Origin of the sequence: Leucobacter tardus (assembly GCF_017583045.1) — a bacterium.
Lineage (GTDB): Bacteria > Actinomycetota > Actinomycetes > Actinomycetales > Microbacteriaceae > Leucobacter > Leucobacter tardus.
The window spans coordinates 134,778-149,200 of sequence record NZ_JAGFBF010000005.1; the positions used below are offsets into that span (position 1 = coordinate 134,778).

The following is a 14,423-nucleotide window of genomic DNA, read 5'->3' on the forward strand; positions in this document are numbered from 1 at the left end:
CGATCAGACGCAGTGCGCCCTCGTCGAACGCTGTCGACGGGGGCGCACTGCGCGCTAGTACGGGATCGCGCGGGACGCGTGTTCGCCTACGCGTTGGGGTCGACGATGATCTTCACGTGGTGCTCGTTGTTGTTGATGAGCTGGTCGAAGCCCTCGGAGACGAGGCCGTCGAGCGTGATCCGGCCCGTGATGAACGGAGCGAGGTCGAGCTTGCCGCTCGCGACCAGATCGATCGTCGCCGGGTGATCGCCGGCGTACCCGATCGTGCCGCGCAGATCGATCTCCTTGAGTACCAGCTTGGGCATGTCGACCTCGGGCTTGTGGCCCCAGATGGAGACATTGACGATGACGCCGCCGGGCCGGACCGCATCCAGCAGCATGTCGAGCACGACCGGCACGGACGAGCACTCGAACCCGACGTCGGCACCCTTCCCGTCGGTGAGTTCGCGGACGCGCTCCGCGACATCGCCCTCACGAGGATCGAGTACGGCGTCGGCCACGCCCGTGTCGAGCGCCATCTGCTTGCGCGCTTCGGACAGTTCGGAAATGTAGACCGACAGGCCCTCTGCGCGGAGCACGGCCGCGGTCAGCAGCCCGATGGGGCCAGCGCCACCGATGATCGCGACCTGTCCGGCCCGCGCGCCCGAGCGAACGAAGGCGTGATGCCCCACCGACAGGGGCTCGATGAGCGCCGCCTGATCGAGGGGGATGTCGCCGATCGGGTGCACCCAGCGACGCTGGACGACGATCTTCTCGGAGAGGCCTCCGCCCCGCCCACCGAGACCGATGAAGTTCATGTTCGGGGACAGCTGGTAGTCCTCACCCGGGCTCGTGTCGACGTCGTCACCGATGATGTAGGGCTCGACCACGACGTTCTGACCGACCTCGAGGTCGGTGACGCCGTCGCCGAGCGCGGTGATTGTGCCCGAGAACTCGTGTCCGATCGTGACGGGTGCGTCCTCGCCCGAAATCGGGTGGGGGTGTCCCTGCGGTGGGATGAAGATCGGACCCTCGAGGTACTCGTGCAGGTCGGTGCCGCAGATCCCGCACCATGCGACATCGATGGCCACCGTGCCCGGCTGCAGCTCGGGCTCGGGAATGTCTTCGATCCTGATGTCTTTGCGGTCGTAGTAGCGTGCGGCTCTCATGGTGACTCCTTCGCATCGGGAAGCGGACTGGTCCGGTGCTGCAGCGACGCGACGGGGCCGCTCGATGGTCAGCACCTGGCTCCGAGTATGGCACGGTCACCCGCGCTCGATCACCCGCTTGATCGCTGCGAGCGTCTCCGGTATCCCGGATCGCGCCGCCGCCTCACGCTCTGCGATCTGATCCGCCGCAGCATCTCCGTACTTCTCGACGAAGAACGCCTGTCCCTCGGCTGTGAACTCCCAGGTCTCCGTGAGTCGTGTGCCGCCCTCGCCCGGTGCGATGAGATACGTCCAGAGAACCCGTCCCGGGCCGACACTCCACGAGAACTCCCGTCCGGGTTCAGCAGTCACCACCCGGCTGCGTGTCTGCCACTCCCGGTCGGCCGTGACGTTCCGGCCGGTGAACCACGCTCCCGACCGCGGTCCGGCGTCGTCATCCCACCAGCATTCGCGGCAGATCGGAGACCACTCGCCGGTGCGGGTTACATCGGAGACCGTGTTGTACACCGCGGCCGGATCGGCTGCGATGTGGATGGAATCGGCGTGGGTGAGCGACTCGGTCATGCCCCCGAGTGTAGGCGCGGAGCCCGGTAGGCTGCGACTATGATCCGAGCGCTCGCGGTCGAGAACTACCGCTCACTCCAAGACGTCACCATCGAGTTCGGTCAGCTGACCGTCATCACCGGATCGAACGGCAGCGGCAAGTCCAACGTCTACCGGTCGCTGCGGCTGTTGTCCGAAATCGTTCGTGACGGCGCGCTGAGCTCGCTCATGGCCGAGGGAGGATTGCACAGCGTCCTCTACGCCGGGAAGCGGAAGACGGCACTCCCGATCTCCCTGCGACTCGGCATCGCGACTGACGACCTGTCCTACGCCATCGATCTCGGACTGCCGCAGATTCCCGCGTTCACCGTCCCGGGAGGGGCGCCCGTGATGGATCCCGAGGTGAAGTCGGAGACCGTCTGGCACGGGACCGTGCTGCGACCCGCGACCACGCTCGCCGAACGACGTTCCCTCGCTGTGCGGCACCGGGATGAAAGCGGAGCGATGCGGCTGAGCGACTGGCGCGTCCGCGACAGCGAATCGATGCTGGCGACCCTCGCGTCACCCACCGAGACTCCCGAGCTGTTCGAGCTGCGCGAAGCCGCACGCCAGTGGCGCTTCTACGACCATTTGCGCACCGATGCCGAGGCGCCCGCCCGCCGACCGGGCCCCGTCGGTTTCACGCCGGTGCTCGATGCGGACGGATCGAACTTCACCGGTGCGCTCGCCACTGTTCTCGGTGTCGGGGACGAGCAACTCTTGCAGCGCGTCATCGGTGCCGCGTTCGACGGCGCACAGGTCGTCATCGACGGCGACGCCGCCGGCACCGCGCGTGTCGCACTCGACCAGGGGCTCGAGCGCGGGGTGAGCGCGGCCGAGCTCTCGGACGGTACGCTGCGCTTCCTCCTCCTCGCCACGGCACTCCTCACTCCGAGACCGCCGAAGCTGCTGGTGCTCAACGAGCCCGAGGGCAGCCTGCACCCCAGCCTGCTCCCCGGACTCGCCGACCTCATCGTTCACGCATCCGCGCACACGCAGATCATCGTCGTCACGCACGCCCAGCCGTTGGTCGAGGCGCTCGCCGCAACCGCACACCTGGTCGCGCTCGAGAAGAGCGGCGGGAAAACGTCGGTCTCAGGGCAGCTCCGGTTCGAAGGGCCCGACTGGGTCTGGCCGAAACGGTAGTCCGCACCCGGCACCCCGCACCCCGCAACGCGGTGCCGGTCTATGATGCAGACACACGTATTGGAGGTCTCCATGGTCCAGCCCGCACATCACGCCATCAGCTACATCGAGCTCGGCGTCACCGACCTCGTCGCGACGCGCGCGTTCTACGCTTCGGCGTTCGGGTGGGCGTTCAACGATTACGGTCCCGAGTACTCCGGCATCCAGGCGCCGTCTGGCGATGGTGAGATCGGCGGATTGAGCGCTTTCGCACCGCCGAGCGATACCGGACCGTTGGTGCTGCTGTTCTCGACGGACCTGGAGGCATCGGTGGAGGCGGTGACCTCGGCCGGCGGCACCATCGTCGCCGGCCCCTACGACTACCCAGGAGGGCGCCGGTTCGAATTCACGGACCCGAGTGGAAACCGTCTGGGCGTCTTCTCGGAAGCCTGAGGCTGGTCGAAGGGAATGCGCACCCCAGTACGCGCTCGCCGCAATCGCAGGGGAGTGATCGTATGCTCCGTGCGCCCGGTATCGTAAGCGCATGAGCCGTCAGCAGAACGCAGCCTCAACATCGCAGATCACCCTCGACGAAGTGAGATCTCAGATCGACGAACTCGACCGGAGCATCGTCGCTGCGATCGCGGAGCGGCAGACTTGGGTAGAGACCGCCGGGATGCTGAAGCCCGACGCCGCCGCGGTGCCCGCACCCGACCGGGTCGAACGCGTCATCGCGAAAGTGCGCGCGCTGGCCGAGGAGCACCGGGCTTCCCCGGACGTCGTGGAAGGCGCGTACCGGGCGCTGATCGCCGGCTTCATCGAACTCGAGTTCGCGCAGCAGCGGGCCCGTGCGCACGAAACCCCTGGTAGCACGACGGGAAACGGTTGAGCATCGGGTAGCGTAGCCGTGGAGTCGCCCGGGCCGCAGGTGCGACCGAGCTCGGAAAGGAACACGGCGTGCATCTCAAGAGCCTCACGCTCAAGGGCTTCAAGTCCTTTGCACAGTCGACCACTTTCGAATTCGAACCGGGGGTCACCGCCATCGTCGGCCCGAACGGGTCGGGCAAGTCCAACGTCGTCGATGCTCTCGCGTGGGTCATGGGCGAGCAGGGCGCCAAGACATTGCGCGGCGGCAAGATGGAGGACGTCATCTTCGCCGGCACCTCGACCCGAGGACCGCTCGGCCGCGCCGAGGTGAAGCTGACGATCGACAACGCGGACGGGGCGCTGCCCATCGAGTACGCGGAAGTGACGATCAGTCGGACGCTGTTCCGCAACGGATCGAGCGAGTACGCGATCAACGGTGAGAACTGTCGTCTGCTCGATGTGCAGGAGCTGCTCAGCGACTCGGGGCTGGGCCGCGAAATGCATGTCATCGTCGGACAGGGGCAGTTGGATGCCGTGCTCAGGGCCACACCCGAAGATCGCCGAGGATTCATCGAAGAGGCGGCAGGAGTGCTCAAGCACCGACGCCGCAAGGAGCGCACGCTCCGCAAGCTCGACGCCATGGAGACGAACCTCACCCGCCTGAACGACCTGGCGGGCGAGATCAGGCGTCAGCTGAAGCCGCTCGGCAAGCAGGCGGAGGTCGCGAAGCAGGCGCAGTCGATCGCTGCAGAGGTGCGCGATGCTCAGGCGCGCCTGCTCGCCGACGATGTCGCGCGGCTCCGCGCCGAGCTCACCGATCTCGCGAAGGCCGAGAGCGAACAGCACTCCGAGCGCATCGTGCTCCAGGAGCAGGTCGAGCAGAAGCAGCTCCGCATCTCCCGACTCGAGCAGGAGCAGCAGAGCGAAGAGCTCGATCACGCCCGTCGGGTCACACTCGCTCTGGAGTCGGTGCAGTCCCGTCTGCGCAGTCTCTCATCGGCCGCGCAGCAGCGCCTCATGTTTCTCGCCACCCAGGCTGAGACACCCGATCAGTCGAACCGCATCACCCGTGCGTCGGTCGAGGAGGCGGTGGAAGAGGAGGAGACCCTCGCGGCGCTGATCCCGACTGCCGAGCGCGCGTGGGAGGACGCCGCCGCGACGACGCGGAAGGCGCGGACCGCGCTCGATGCGATCGACGAGCACATCGCGGCCCAGAGCGCACTCGTCTCGAAGCACGATCTGCGGCTCACCGAACTCCGCGGACGCGTCGAAACCGCTGAGAAGCAGCGCGACACCGTCGCGCAAGACGTGCAGCGCCGCGAACAGACGCTGGCACAGGCGGAGGAGCGCGCAGCCGAGGCGACGCAGCGCCTCGCGACCTTCGAGAGCGAGCACGGCGAAGCGGCGGCTGACGCGCAGGATGGCGCGTCCCCGGGACTCGACCACGCCTACCGGTTCGCGCAGGAGCAGCAGACCGCCGCCGAGACGCAGCGCGATGACACGAGGGAACGCCTTCACGCCCTCGAGCAGGAGCGAGCCGGCCTCGATGCGCGCATCAGCGCACTCGCGCGGTCGCTGGATCAGCGTGACGCGTCCGGGGCGGTCCTCGAGCGGGCCACCACCGGACTGCTGGGACGCGTCGCCGATCACGTGCGCACGCGTGACGGGTACGAAGCGGCCATCGGAGCCGCGCTCGGACTGTTCGCCGACGCCCTTCTCGCCGAGCATGCGGATGCCGCGGCGCAGGCCGTGTCCTCAGCGCACGAGGATGATCTGGGTCGACTGGGCGTCGTGATCGCGCAGCCGGAGCATCTCGTCGCTGGTGGCGCAGCGGAGGCGCCGGCCGTCACCGACGCGGTGCGCGCCATCGACGTCATCGATGCGCCGCCGGGCGTTGCCGGCCTGCTGAGCCGCAGCTACATCGCAGCAGACGTCGAGAGCGCCCGGCGCACGGCCGATGAATTGCGCGGCAGACTCCCCTCGGGAACGTTCACGGTCGTGACGAGTTCCGGCGACGTGCTCACCGAGTTCACACTGACCGGGGGCTCGGGTCTCGCGCCGTCGCGCATCGAGCTCACCGTTGACCGGGAGCATGCCGAGCGTCGACGCGACGAAGTATCCGCGGAGATCGATGCGGCCGTCGTCCAGTTGGACGAGCAGCGGGATCGCGCGGCCCGCGCGAAGCGCGAGGTGCAGGAGGCCTATACCGAGCTGCGGGCGGCCGACGCCCGATTGGCGGAGTTCGCGAAGGAGCGGCAGCAGCTGACGGTGCGCGCCGAAGCGGGCCAGGCCGAAGCGGCGCGCGCACGGCAGGCGCTCGCCGAGGTCGCGGGGTCCGTCGACCAAGCGGACGTCGCGGTCGCCCGCGCCGAACGCGACCTCGCTGATGCCGAGGCCACACCGCGACCGATGCTCGATGCCGGTCAGCGCGATGACGTGCATGTCGAGCTCGAGCAGGCACGCGCGGCCGAGATGGACCGACGTCTCGCACTGGAAACGGCTCGGGAACGCGCCCGAGCAGCGGAGGCGCGAACGCGCGCGCTCCGCGAACAGTTCTCCGCCGAGCGCGCGGCCGCCGAGGAAGCCGCGAAGCGAGCGGTGCTCCGGTCTCGGCAGGCCGCGCGTGCCGAGGGGGTCACCCGGGTCCTCCCCGGGGTGCTCGACTCCTGCGGACGCTCGTTGGAGGAGGCCAGGTCGGCGCAGCGTCTGGCCGAGGATGAACGCGCGCGCAACAGCCAGGAGCTCACGCTGCTGCGTGCCGAGGAGTCCGAACTGCGTCACCGGCTGCAGCAGATCACCGAGCGCGTACACGGAGCGGAGCTCAAGAGTTACGAGCGCAAGCTGCAACTGTCATCACTGCTCGAACGATCGGGGAACGAACTCGGGCTCGTCGAAGACGTGCTTATCGCCGAGTACGGTCCGGACCAGCTCATTCCGATCATCGATGCGCCCGACGGGGCGACCCGCACCGAGAACGACGAAGCCCCGAGCGGGAGCGCGGCGCCATCGACGGGCACCGACGATCACGGCTACGCGAACGACTTGGAAGCAGAGCTCGCTCGCGAACTCGGGCTCGACGAACCCCAGAGAGACGGCGCATCGCAGCGCGACGACGAGACCGCCCCAGATGCTGCGGCGCGCGCCGATGACGGTGCGCAGCACAGCTCGACGGTGGATGAGCGCGAGGGCATCCCATTCGTCCGGGCGGAGCAGGAGAAACGGCTCGCGCGGGCGCAGCGGCAGCTGTCGCAGCTGGGCCGGATCAATCCGCTCGCGCTCGAGGAGTACGCGGCACTCGAACAGCGCCACCGATTCCTCACCGAACAGCTCACCGACCTGACCCGCACGCGTGCCGACCTCATGAAGATCATCGACGAGCTCGACCAGAAGATGCAGGGCATCTTCGCCGCAGCGTTCGCCGACACGCAAGAGGCGTTCGCGCGGGTGTTCCCGATTCTGTTCCCCGGCGGTTCCGGCGACATCAGTCTCAGCGACCCCGACGACATCCTCTCCACGGGCATCGACATGGCCGTGCGCCCGGCGGGCAAGCGCGTCGAGCGTCTGTCCCTGCTCTCGGGCGGTGAGCGGTCGCTGGCGGCGGTGGCCTGGTTGATCGCGATCTTCCAAGCCCGACCGAGTCCCTTCTACATCATGGACGAGGTCGAGGCGGCGCTCGACGACGCCAACCTCGGACGTCTGCTGCAAGTGTTCGAGACCCTGCGCGAGAGCTCGCAGCTCATCGTCATCACGCACCAGAAACGCACGATGGAGATCGCCGACGCGCTCTACGGTGTCTCGATGCGCGAGGACGGCATCTCAGCGGTCGTCGGGCAGCGGATCGCCGCGTAACCGCGACGCGGTCACCGGTGAGGCCGCGGGTGCGTCCGGCGGTCACGGCGCCGAGCCGGCTGGGTATGATGGTCCCCGGTGTCCCGGAGTCGGGGCGCCCGACGTTCAGAGAGACGGGGCCCAGCAGGGTGCACACCACGACATCGACGCGCGTGATCGCGTGCGTCGCAGCGGCCGGCTGGGTGCTGTCCGGGTGCAGCATCGTCGACACGCCGGAGATCGCGGGCGAGGGCACCGAGCAGAGTGCCAATGTGCTGCGGATCGCGACGCTCCTGCCGCAGTCAGGACCCCTGGCCTACCTGGCTCCGGGTCCGCAGGCCGCCACGGCGCTCGCCGTCTCGGACATCAACGACGCCGGGGGCGTCCTCGGCCACGACGTCGAAGTCGTGGTCAACGCGAACGAGGGTGCGACGTCGGAGCCGACGGTGAACGCGGAGGGCGTGGACGATGTGCTTTCGGCGCGACCCGCGTTCGTGCTCGGCGCGGTCGGCTCGGCCATGACGCACGCGGCAATGCCGCGGCTCACGGACGCGGGCGTGCTCATGGGGTCGCCGTCGAACACGGGTGACGCCCTCACCGGAGCGAGCGATCTCTACTTCCGCACCGCGCCTCCTGACGCGCTCCAAGGGCGTGCGCTCGGCAGTCTGATCGCGCAGGACGGGGCGGAGAGCGTCGCGATTCTCGCCGCAGACGACGACGCCGCAGCACCGTTCCGCAACGCGCTTGAAGCGGTGCTGGGCGAGCAGAGCGTCGACGTTGTCTTCGGCGCGGACGGCTCAGGTGAAGATGTGCCGAGGGATCAGGCGTCGTTCGCATCCGAGGTCGCCGCGGTGGAGACCGCAGACGCCGACGCGGTCGTGGTGCTCGCGAACGAGCAGACTCCTCAGCTCATCTCCGAGCTCGCCGACCAAGACCTCGACCTCTCGAACCTGTACTTCCGAGACGTCAACACGATCGATTTCAGCTCCGGCGCTGATGGGGAGGAGTTCGAGTCCGGGCTGCTCAGCGGTGCCCAGGGCGTGATCCCCGGCGCGCGAGCGGACGAAACGTTCCGGGAACGACTCGCGTCGGCCTTCGACGCATCCGACGGGGGCGAACTCGAGGTCTTCGACTACGCGCCCGAATCGTACGACGCGATCGTCTTGGTCGCGCTCGCGGCTGAGCGCGGCGGCGCGGCGGACTCGGGCACGATCCTCGAGCACCTCACCGCCGTTTCGGGTGCCGACGGAGGCGAGAAGTGCGCGACCTACGCCCGCTGTCTCGCGCTGCTCGAGGCTGACGCAGAAATCCAGTACACGGGCCAGGCGGGCATCGGTCCGATCACCCAGGACGGCGATCCATCCACCGCACTCATCGGCGTCTACGAGTACGACGACGACAACACTCCTGTGTTCACGAGGTCGATCGAGGGGTGAGATGCCCGTCGCGCGAATGACGCTCGTCAGCGGCGTCCGCTCCGCCCGGTCCCGCAGATAGGATCGTTGCATGGCAGAACGATCCTGGTCCTTCGGGAACATCTTCAAGAACGTCTTCTCCGGAACCGAGGAGATCACCGAAGACACCTGGGACGATCTCGAAACGGCGCTGATCGGAGCGGACTTCGGGCCGGATACGGCCGATGAGATCCTCGATGAGCTGCGTGACCTCGTGAACCGGCACCGGGTCACGGACGCGAAGGAGCTGCGCCGCATGCTCCGCGAGACGATCGAAGAGCGTCTGGCGCGCTTCGATCCGACGTTGCGACTGCAGGATCGCCCGTCGGTGGTGCTCGTCGTCGGAGTGAACGGTGTCGGCAAGACGACCACGATCGGCAAGTTCGCGAAGTACCTGCGCACGTTCGACCGGAAGGTCGTCGTCGGCGCCGCAGACACGTTCCGCGCGGCGGCGGTCGAGCAGCTGGCGACCTGGACCGAGCGCGCGGGTGTCGACATCGTCAGGCCGCAGCAGCAGGGGCAGGATCCCGCGTCGGTGGCGTATCAGACCGTTGAGCGGGCACAGGAGGGCGCGTACGATGTCGCGATCATCGACACCGCCGGACGCTTGCAGACCAAAGGCGGGCTGATGGACGAACTGTCGAAGGTGCGCCGCGTGGTCGAGAAGCGATCACCCATCGCGGAGGTGCTGCTCGTGCTGGACGCGACCACCGGACAGAACGGTCTCGCGCAGGCTGAGGCGTTCATCGAGCACGCCGGCGTCACGGGACTCGTGCTCACCAAGCTCGACGGGTCGGCCAAGGGCGGATTCGTGCTCTCGGTACAGCAGAAGACCGGACTCCCGGTGAAGCTGGTCGGTCAGGGCGAGGGGATCGGGGACCTGACCGGGTTCACGCCGCACGTCTTCGCCCAGCAGCTGGTGGGCTAGCCGCGCCGCGGAGCGCTGCGCGCTCCGGTAGAATGGACGCACCATGGCTACTTTCGGAAATCTGTCGGCACGACTCACCGAGACTCTCAAGAATCTTCGGACCAAGGGCAAGCTCTCGGCCGCCGACGTCGACGGGACGGTTCGCGAGATCCGCCGCGCGCTGCTCGAGGCCGACGTCTCCCTCGAGGTCGTCAAGGAGTTCACCGGCCGCGTGCGCGAGCGTGCGCTCGGTGACGAGGTCAACCGTGCGTTGAACCCGGCGCAGCAGGTCGTGCAGATCGTGAACGACGAGCTCGTCGGCATCCTCGGTGGCGAGAGTCGTCGTCTGCAGTTCGCGAAGAACCCGCCGACGGTGATCATGCTGGCGGGTCTCCAGGGTGCCGGTAAGACGACGCTCGCGGGCAAGCTGGCGAAGTGGCTGAAGGAGCAGGGGCACACACCACTTCTCGTCGCGAGCGACCTGCAGCGCCCGAACGCGGTGACGCAGCTGGGCGTGGTCGCGGAGCAGGCCGGTGTCGCGATCTACGCTCCCGAGCCGGGCAATGGCGTCGGCGACCCGGTCAAGGTGGCGAAGGACGGCGTGAAGGAGGCGAAGTCGAAGCAGTACGACTTCGTCATCGTCGATACCGCGGGCCGTTTGGGTGTCGACGAAGAGCTCATGAAGCAGGCCGCGAACATCCGGAGGGCGGTCGATCCCGACGAGGTGCTCTTCGTCATCGACGCCATGATCGGTCAGGATGCGGTGGCCACGGCCCAGGCTTTCCAGGAGGGCGTCGATTTCACCGGCGTGGTGCTCACGAAGCTCGACGGTGACGCACGCGGTGGTGCGGCACTCTCGATCCGGAGCCTGACGGGACGCCCGATCCTCTTCGCCTCCACGGGCGAGGGCCTCGGTGATTTCGAGCCCTTCCACCCTGACCGCATGGCGAGTCGCATCCTCGACCTCGGTGACGTCCTCAGCCTCATCGAGCAGGCCCAGCAGGCGTTCGATGAAGACGAGGCGCGCAAGGTCGCCGAGAAGATCGCGAACGATCAGTTCACGCTCGACGACTTCCTCGGCCAGATGCAGCAGCTGCGCGGGGCGGGATCCATCAAGAAGATGATGGGCATGCTCCCGGGCATGGGCAAGATGAAGGAGCAGCTCGACGCGTTCGACGAGCGCGAGATCGTGCATACGGAAGCGATCATCCAGTCGATGACGCGCGCCGAGCGGCAGAACCCGAAGCTGCTCAACGGGTCGCGCCGTCTGCGCATCGCGCGCGGTTCCGGCATGACCGTGACCGATGTGAACCAGCTCGTGCAGCGGTTCGAGCAGGCCGCGAAGATGATGAAGACCGTGTCGAAGGGCGGCATGCCCCAGATGCCAGGGATGGGCGCGATGCCCCCGGGCATGGGCGGTCACGGCGGCAAGAAGAAGCAGGTCAAGGGCAAGAAGAAGTCGGGGTCCCGCTCCGGGAACCCTGCGAAGCGTGCGCAGGAATCCTCCGAGGTGAAGCCCGCCGCTGCAGGCGGCTCGGGGTTCGGGTTGGGCGGCGCTCAGTCCCAGCCCTCCGACGAGGATATGGCGCAGATCCAGCAGATGCTGGGTCGCGGAATGCGCTGATCCACGCGGTCACGGTGGCGCAGGGGTGCCGCCGTCGTTGCGGCGCGCCGCGATACGCGCTCGATCGGTTATATTGAGACTCCGCTGATCGCGCGGATGGGGCATTCCGTACTCAGCGCGCTCCGCACTGGCGCACGAGGAAGGCTGAGACGATGGCCAAGCTGAATACTGAAGTGGTCGTCGCCATGGAGGGCGAGGAGCAGCAGGGGGGCCTGAAGAAGGTCATCGGCCCGAAGTTGCTGCTCCTGCTCATCATGGGCGACATCATCGGGGCGGGGATCTTCGCGATCACCGGCCGAGTCGCAGGCCAGGTGGGGGGAATGGCCTGGCTGCCCTTCCTCATCGCTTTCACGATCGCGACGTTGACCGCGTTTTCGTACCTCGAGTTGGTGACGAAGTACCCCTACGCCGCGGGCGCTGCGCTCTATGCGCACAAGGCGTTCGGCGTCCACTTCGTCACGTTCATCGTCGCGTTCGCGGTGGCGAGCTCGGGCATCACGAGCGCGGCGACGTCGGCGACGCTCGTCGGTCAGAACATTCTGATCGGTGTCGGGCAGTTCGTCGAAGGAGTGCCGACGGATGCGACGGCGACGATGATCGCCGCGATCGCGATCATCGTCGTTCTGGCGCTCATCAACCTGCGCGGCGTCGGCGAGAGCGTCAAGTTCAATCTGGTCCTCACGCTCGTCACACTCGCCATCATGGGCGTGATCATCCTGATCGGCGCGATCGCGATCGTGCAGGGCGAGGGCGACATCAGCCGGCTCGTGGTGTTCGAGACTCCGGAGGATCGCGGCATCTTCGCCGCCGTCACGATGGCAACGGCCATCGCGTTCTTCGCGATGGTCGGCTTCGAGGACTCTGTGAACCTGGTCGAGGAGTGCAAGAACCCACAGCGCGACTTCCCGCGCATCATGCTCACCGGCCTCGGTCTCTGCGCGCTCATCTACATGCTGGTCGCGGTGACGGTGATCCTGATCATCCCGCCGGGTGATCTGCTCAATCCGAAGAACCCTGACGCGGGCATCCTGCTCGATGTCGTTCGCATCGGTGCTCCGGGGATCCCCGTCGACGCCATCTTCCCGTTCCTCACCGTTTTCGCGGTCGTGAACACCGCGCTCATCAACATGCTGATGGCCAGCCGGCTGCTGTACGGTATGGCGAAGCAGAACGTGCTTCCGCGCCCGCTCGCCGCGGTCCTGCCGAAACGCCGGTCGCCGTGGGTCGCCATCCTCTTCAGCACGCTCCTGGCGGTCGGCCTGGTGGTCTTCGTGAACCAGAACTCCGAGAGCGGCATCGTGGCCCAACTCGGCGGGACGACGGCGCTGCTGCTGCTCTGCGTCTTCGCGGTCGTGAACGTGGCGTTGCTCATCCTGCGGCGCGACCCGACCCCGGAGGGCGGGTTCCGCGCACCCACCGTGATTCCGATTCTCGGTGCGGTGGCGAGCCTGTTCCTCGTCGGTCCGTGGGCGCGCAGTCGTGAGGACTGGATCCAGTACGAGATCGCGGGTCTGCTGCTCGTGATCGGAGTCGCACTGTGGGTGATCACCTGGGCGGTGACCGCGATCCATCGCCGAGCGACGCGCGACACGACGGCCTCCGGGCGAGATCGCCGCTGACCGAACCGATGATCGAAGCCGAGGGCGGCGGCACCGCCGAACTCGGCTTCGATCATGAAGCTTTCCCCGAGATGAATGGAATAGGGTAGACACGTGACTGAGGAAACCAGCAATACCAGCGAGACGCGACGGGTCGTCGTCGCGGAGGACGAGTCCCTGATCCGTCTCGACATCGTCGAGACCCTGCGCGACAACGGCTTCGATGTCGTCGGCGAGGCGGGCGACGGTGAGACCGCGGTCGCGCTCGTCGAAGATCTCCGCCCCGACCTCGTCGTGATGGACGTGAAGATGCCCCAGCTCGATGGCATCTCGGCGGCGGAACGGATCAATAAGAACAATCTCGCCCCGGTCGTTCTGCTCACGGCGTTCAGCCAGCGCGAGCTCGTCGAGCGCGCCACCGAGGCGGGCGCCCTGGCATACGTCGTGAAGCCGTTCACCCCGGCCGACCTGCTGCCGGCGATCGAAATCGCGCTGTCGCGCTTCCAGCAGATCACTGCGCTCGAGTCGGAGGTCGCCGACCTCGCCGAGCGCTTCGAGACGCGGAAGCTGGTGGATCGGGCCAAGGGAATCCTGAACCACAAGATGGGGCTGAGCGAGCCCGAGGCATTCCGCTGGATCCAGAAAGCATCGATGGATCGTCGTCTGACGATGCAAGACGTGGCGAAGACCATCATCGACCAGTTGGGGCCGAAGAAAGACTGATGCGCAGCGTCACCGCGACGCGTGCCAGATGTTGAATGCCCGGGGAGTGACCCCGGGCATTCTGCTATGCGAGGCGCTTGTACAGATTGGTGATGCGCACGGTCGAACAGCGGCGGCCGCGCTCGTCGGTGATCGCGATCTCGTGGACCGTGAGCGTGCGCCCGAGGTGGACGGGGGTGCAGACGCCGGTCACGATGCCAGCTGTCGCTGATGCGGTGTGCGTCGCGTTGATGTCGATGCCGACTGCGGCGAAACCTTCGGGGGCGAGGAAGTTCGCGTGCATCGACCCGAGCGACTCGGCCAGCACCACGTAGGCTCCTCCGTGCACGAGACCCATCGGTTGCGTATTGCCCTCGACCGGCATGGTGGCGACGGCGCGCGTCGGCGTGAACTCCGGGAACTCGATGCCCATGCGGTCGGCCAGCGCGCCGAGACCGCGGCGGGCGAGATACTCGTGCCCGGTTTCGCCCGTGACGCGTTCGTCGGCGGATGCGGGTGCGGAGTCGGGAATCGCGGTCATACGTGTGCTGCTTTCGATCGCTGGGCGTGGGACTGCGGCCGTGCTGC

General features: G+C 67.4%; 12 protein-coding genes. 9 read left to right on the top strand and 3 right to left on the bottom strand.

Features of this window, described 5'->3' with window-relative positions:
* Nucleotides 1–86: 86 nt before the first annotated feature.
* A complete protein-coding gene (locus J4H85_RS07720; protein ID WP_208238461.1) occupies nucleotides 87–1,148 on the bottom strand; it encodes a 2,3-butanediol dehydrogenase in 1,062 nt (353 codons plus the stop codon).
* Nucleotides 1,149–1,244: 96 nt separating this feature from the next.
* Nucleotides 1,245–1,712 (bottom strand): SRPBCC family protein, encoded by a 468-nt coding sequence (locus tag J4H85_RS07725; protein WP_208238462.1) that lies wholly within the window; start codon nucleotides 1,710–1,712, stop codon nucleotides 1,245–1,247.
* Nucleotides 1,713–1,751: 39 nt separating this feature from the next.
* Between J4H85_RS07725 and J4H85_RS07730 the strand changes: the two genes are divergently transcribed.
* From J4H85_RS07730 to J4H85_RS07770, 9 genes are all read left to right on the top strand, one after another.
* On the top strand, nucleotides 1,752–2,876 hold the full coding sequence (locus J4H85_RS07730) for an AAA family ATPase (protein WP_208238463.1): 1,125 nt from the start codon (nucleotides 1,752–1,754) through the stop codon (nucleotides 2,874–2,876).
* Nucleotides 2,877–2,948: 72 nt separating this feature from the next.
* The gene (locus tag J4H85_RS07735) at nucleotides 2,949–3,308 is read left to right on the top strand and encodes a VOC family protein (RefSeq protein ID WP_208238464.1); all 360 of its coding nucleotides are present in this window, start codon (nucleotides 2,949–2,951) and stop codon (nucleotides 3,306–3,308) included.
* Nucleotides 3,309–3,399: 91 nt separating this feature from the next.
* On the top strand, nucleotides 3,400–3,744 hold the full coding sequence (locus J4H85_RS07740; RefSeq protein WP_208238466.1) for a chorismate mutase: 345 nt from the start codon (nucleotides 3,400–3,402) through the stop codon (nucleotides 3,742–3,744).
* A 68-nt stretch (nucleotides 3,745–3,812) separates the two neighbouring features.
* Nucleotides 3,813–7,571, top strand: a complete 3,759-nt coding sequence (locus tag J4H85_RS07745) for a chromosome segregation SMC family protein (RefSeq protein ID WP_208238467.1) — start codon at nucleotides 3,813–3,815, stop codon at nucleotides 7,569–7,571.
* 128 nt (nucleotides 7,572–7,699) lie between these two features.
* Nucleotides 7,700–8,986, top strand: a complete 1,287-nt coding sequence (locus tag J4H85_RS07750; protein WP_208238468.1) for an ABC transporter substrate-binding protein — start codon at nucleotides 7,700–7,702, stop codon at nucleotides 8,984–8,986.
* A 70-nt stretch (nucleotides 8,987–9,056) separates the two neighbouring features.
* Entirely contained in the window at nucleotides 9,057–9,932 is an 876-nt protein-coding gene (gene ftsY / locus J4H85_RS07755) for a signal recognition particle-docking protein FtsY (protein ID WP_208238470.1), read from the top strand.
* Nucleotides 9,933–9,975: 43 nt separating this feature from the next.
* Complete coding sequence (gene ffh / locus J4H85_RS07760) at nucleotides 9,976–11,535, top strand: signal recognition particle protein (protein WP_208238471.1); 1,560 nt, start codon at nucleotides 9,976–9,978, stop codon at nucleotides 11,533–11,535.
* A 152-nt stretch (nucleotides 11,536–11,687) separates the two neighbouring features.
* Nucleotides 11,688–13,154 (top strand): APC family permease, encoded by a 1,467-nt coding sequence (locus tag J4H85_RS07765; protein ID WP_208238473.1) that lies wholly within the window; start codon nucleotides 11,688–11,690, stop codon nucleotides 13,152–13,154.
* A 93-nt stretch (nucleotides 13,155–13,247) separates the two neighbouring features.
* On the top strand, nucleotides 13,248–13,856 hold the full coding sequence (locus tag J4H85_RS07770) for an ANTAR domain-containing response regulator (RefSeq protein WP_208238475.1): 609 nt from the start codon (nucleotides 13,248–13,250) through the stop codon (nucleotides 13,854–13,856).
* Nucleotides 13,857–13,920: 64 nt separating this feature from the next.
* Here the strand turns inward: J4H85_RS07770 and J4H85_RS07775 are convergent, their stop codons facing one another.
* Complete coding sequence (locus J4H85_RS07775) at nucleotides 13,921–14,376, bottom strand: hotdog fold thioesterase (RefSeq protein ID WP_208238476.1); 456 nt, start codon at nucleotides 14,374–14,376, stop codon at nucleotides 13,921–13,923.
* Between the last annotated feature and the right edge of the window lie 47 nt (nucleotides 14,377–14,423).

Coding starts and splice junctions, on each gene's coding strand:
- ftsY (WP_208238470.1), top strand. CDS start 9,057: ATGGCAGAACGATCCTGGTCCTTCGGGAACATCTTCAAGAACGTCTTC.
- J4H85_RS07725 (WP_208238462.1), bottom strand. CDS start 1,712: ATGACCGAGTCGCTCACCCACGCCGATTCCATCCACATCGCAGCCGAT.
- J4H85_RS07765 (WP_208238473.1), top strand. CDS start 11,688: ATGGCCAAGCTGAATACTGAAGTGGTCGTCGCCATGGAGGGCGAGGAG.
- J4H85_RS07740 (WP_208238466.1), top strand. CDS start 3,400: ATGAGCCGTCAGCAGAACGCAGCCTCAACATCGCAGATCACCCTCGAC.
- J4H85_RS07735 (WP_208238464.1), top strand. CDS start 2,949: ATGGTCCAGCCCGCACATCACGCCATCAGCTACATCGAGCTCGGCGTC.
- J4H85_RS07720 (WP_208238461.1), bottom strand. CDS start 1,148: ATGAGAGCCGCACGCTACTACGACCGCAAAGACATCAGGATCGAAGAC.
- ffh (WP_208238471.1), top strand. CDS start 9,976: ATGGCTACTTTCGGAAATCTGTCGGCACGACTCACCGAGACTCTCAAG.
- J4H85_RS07730 (WP_208238463.1), top strand. CDS start 1,752: ATGATCCGAGCGCTCGCGGTCGAGAACTACCGCTCACTCCAAGACGTC.
- J4H85_RS07775 (WP_208238476.1), bottom strand. CDS start 14,376: ATGACCGCGATTCCCGACTCCGCACCCGCATCCGCCGACGAACGCGTC.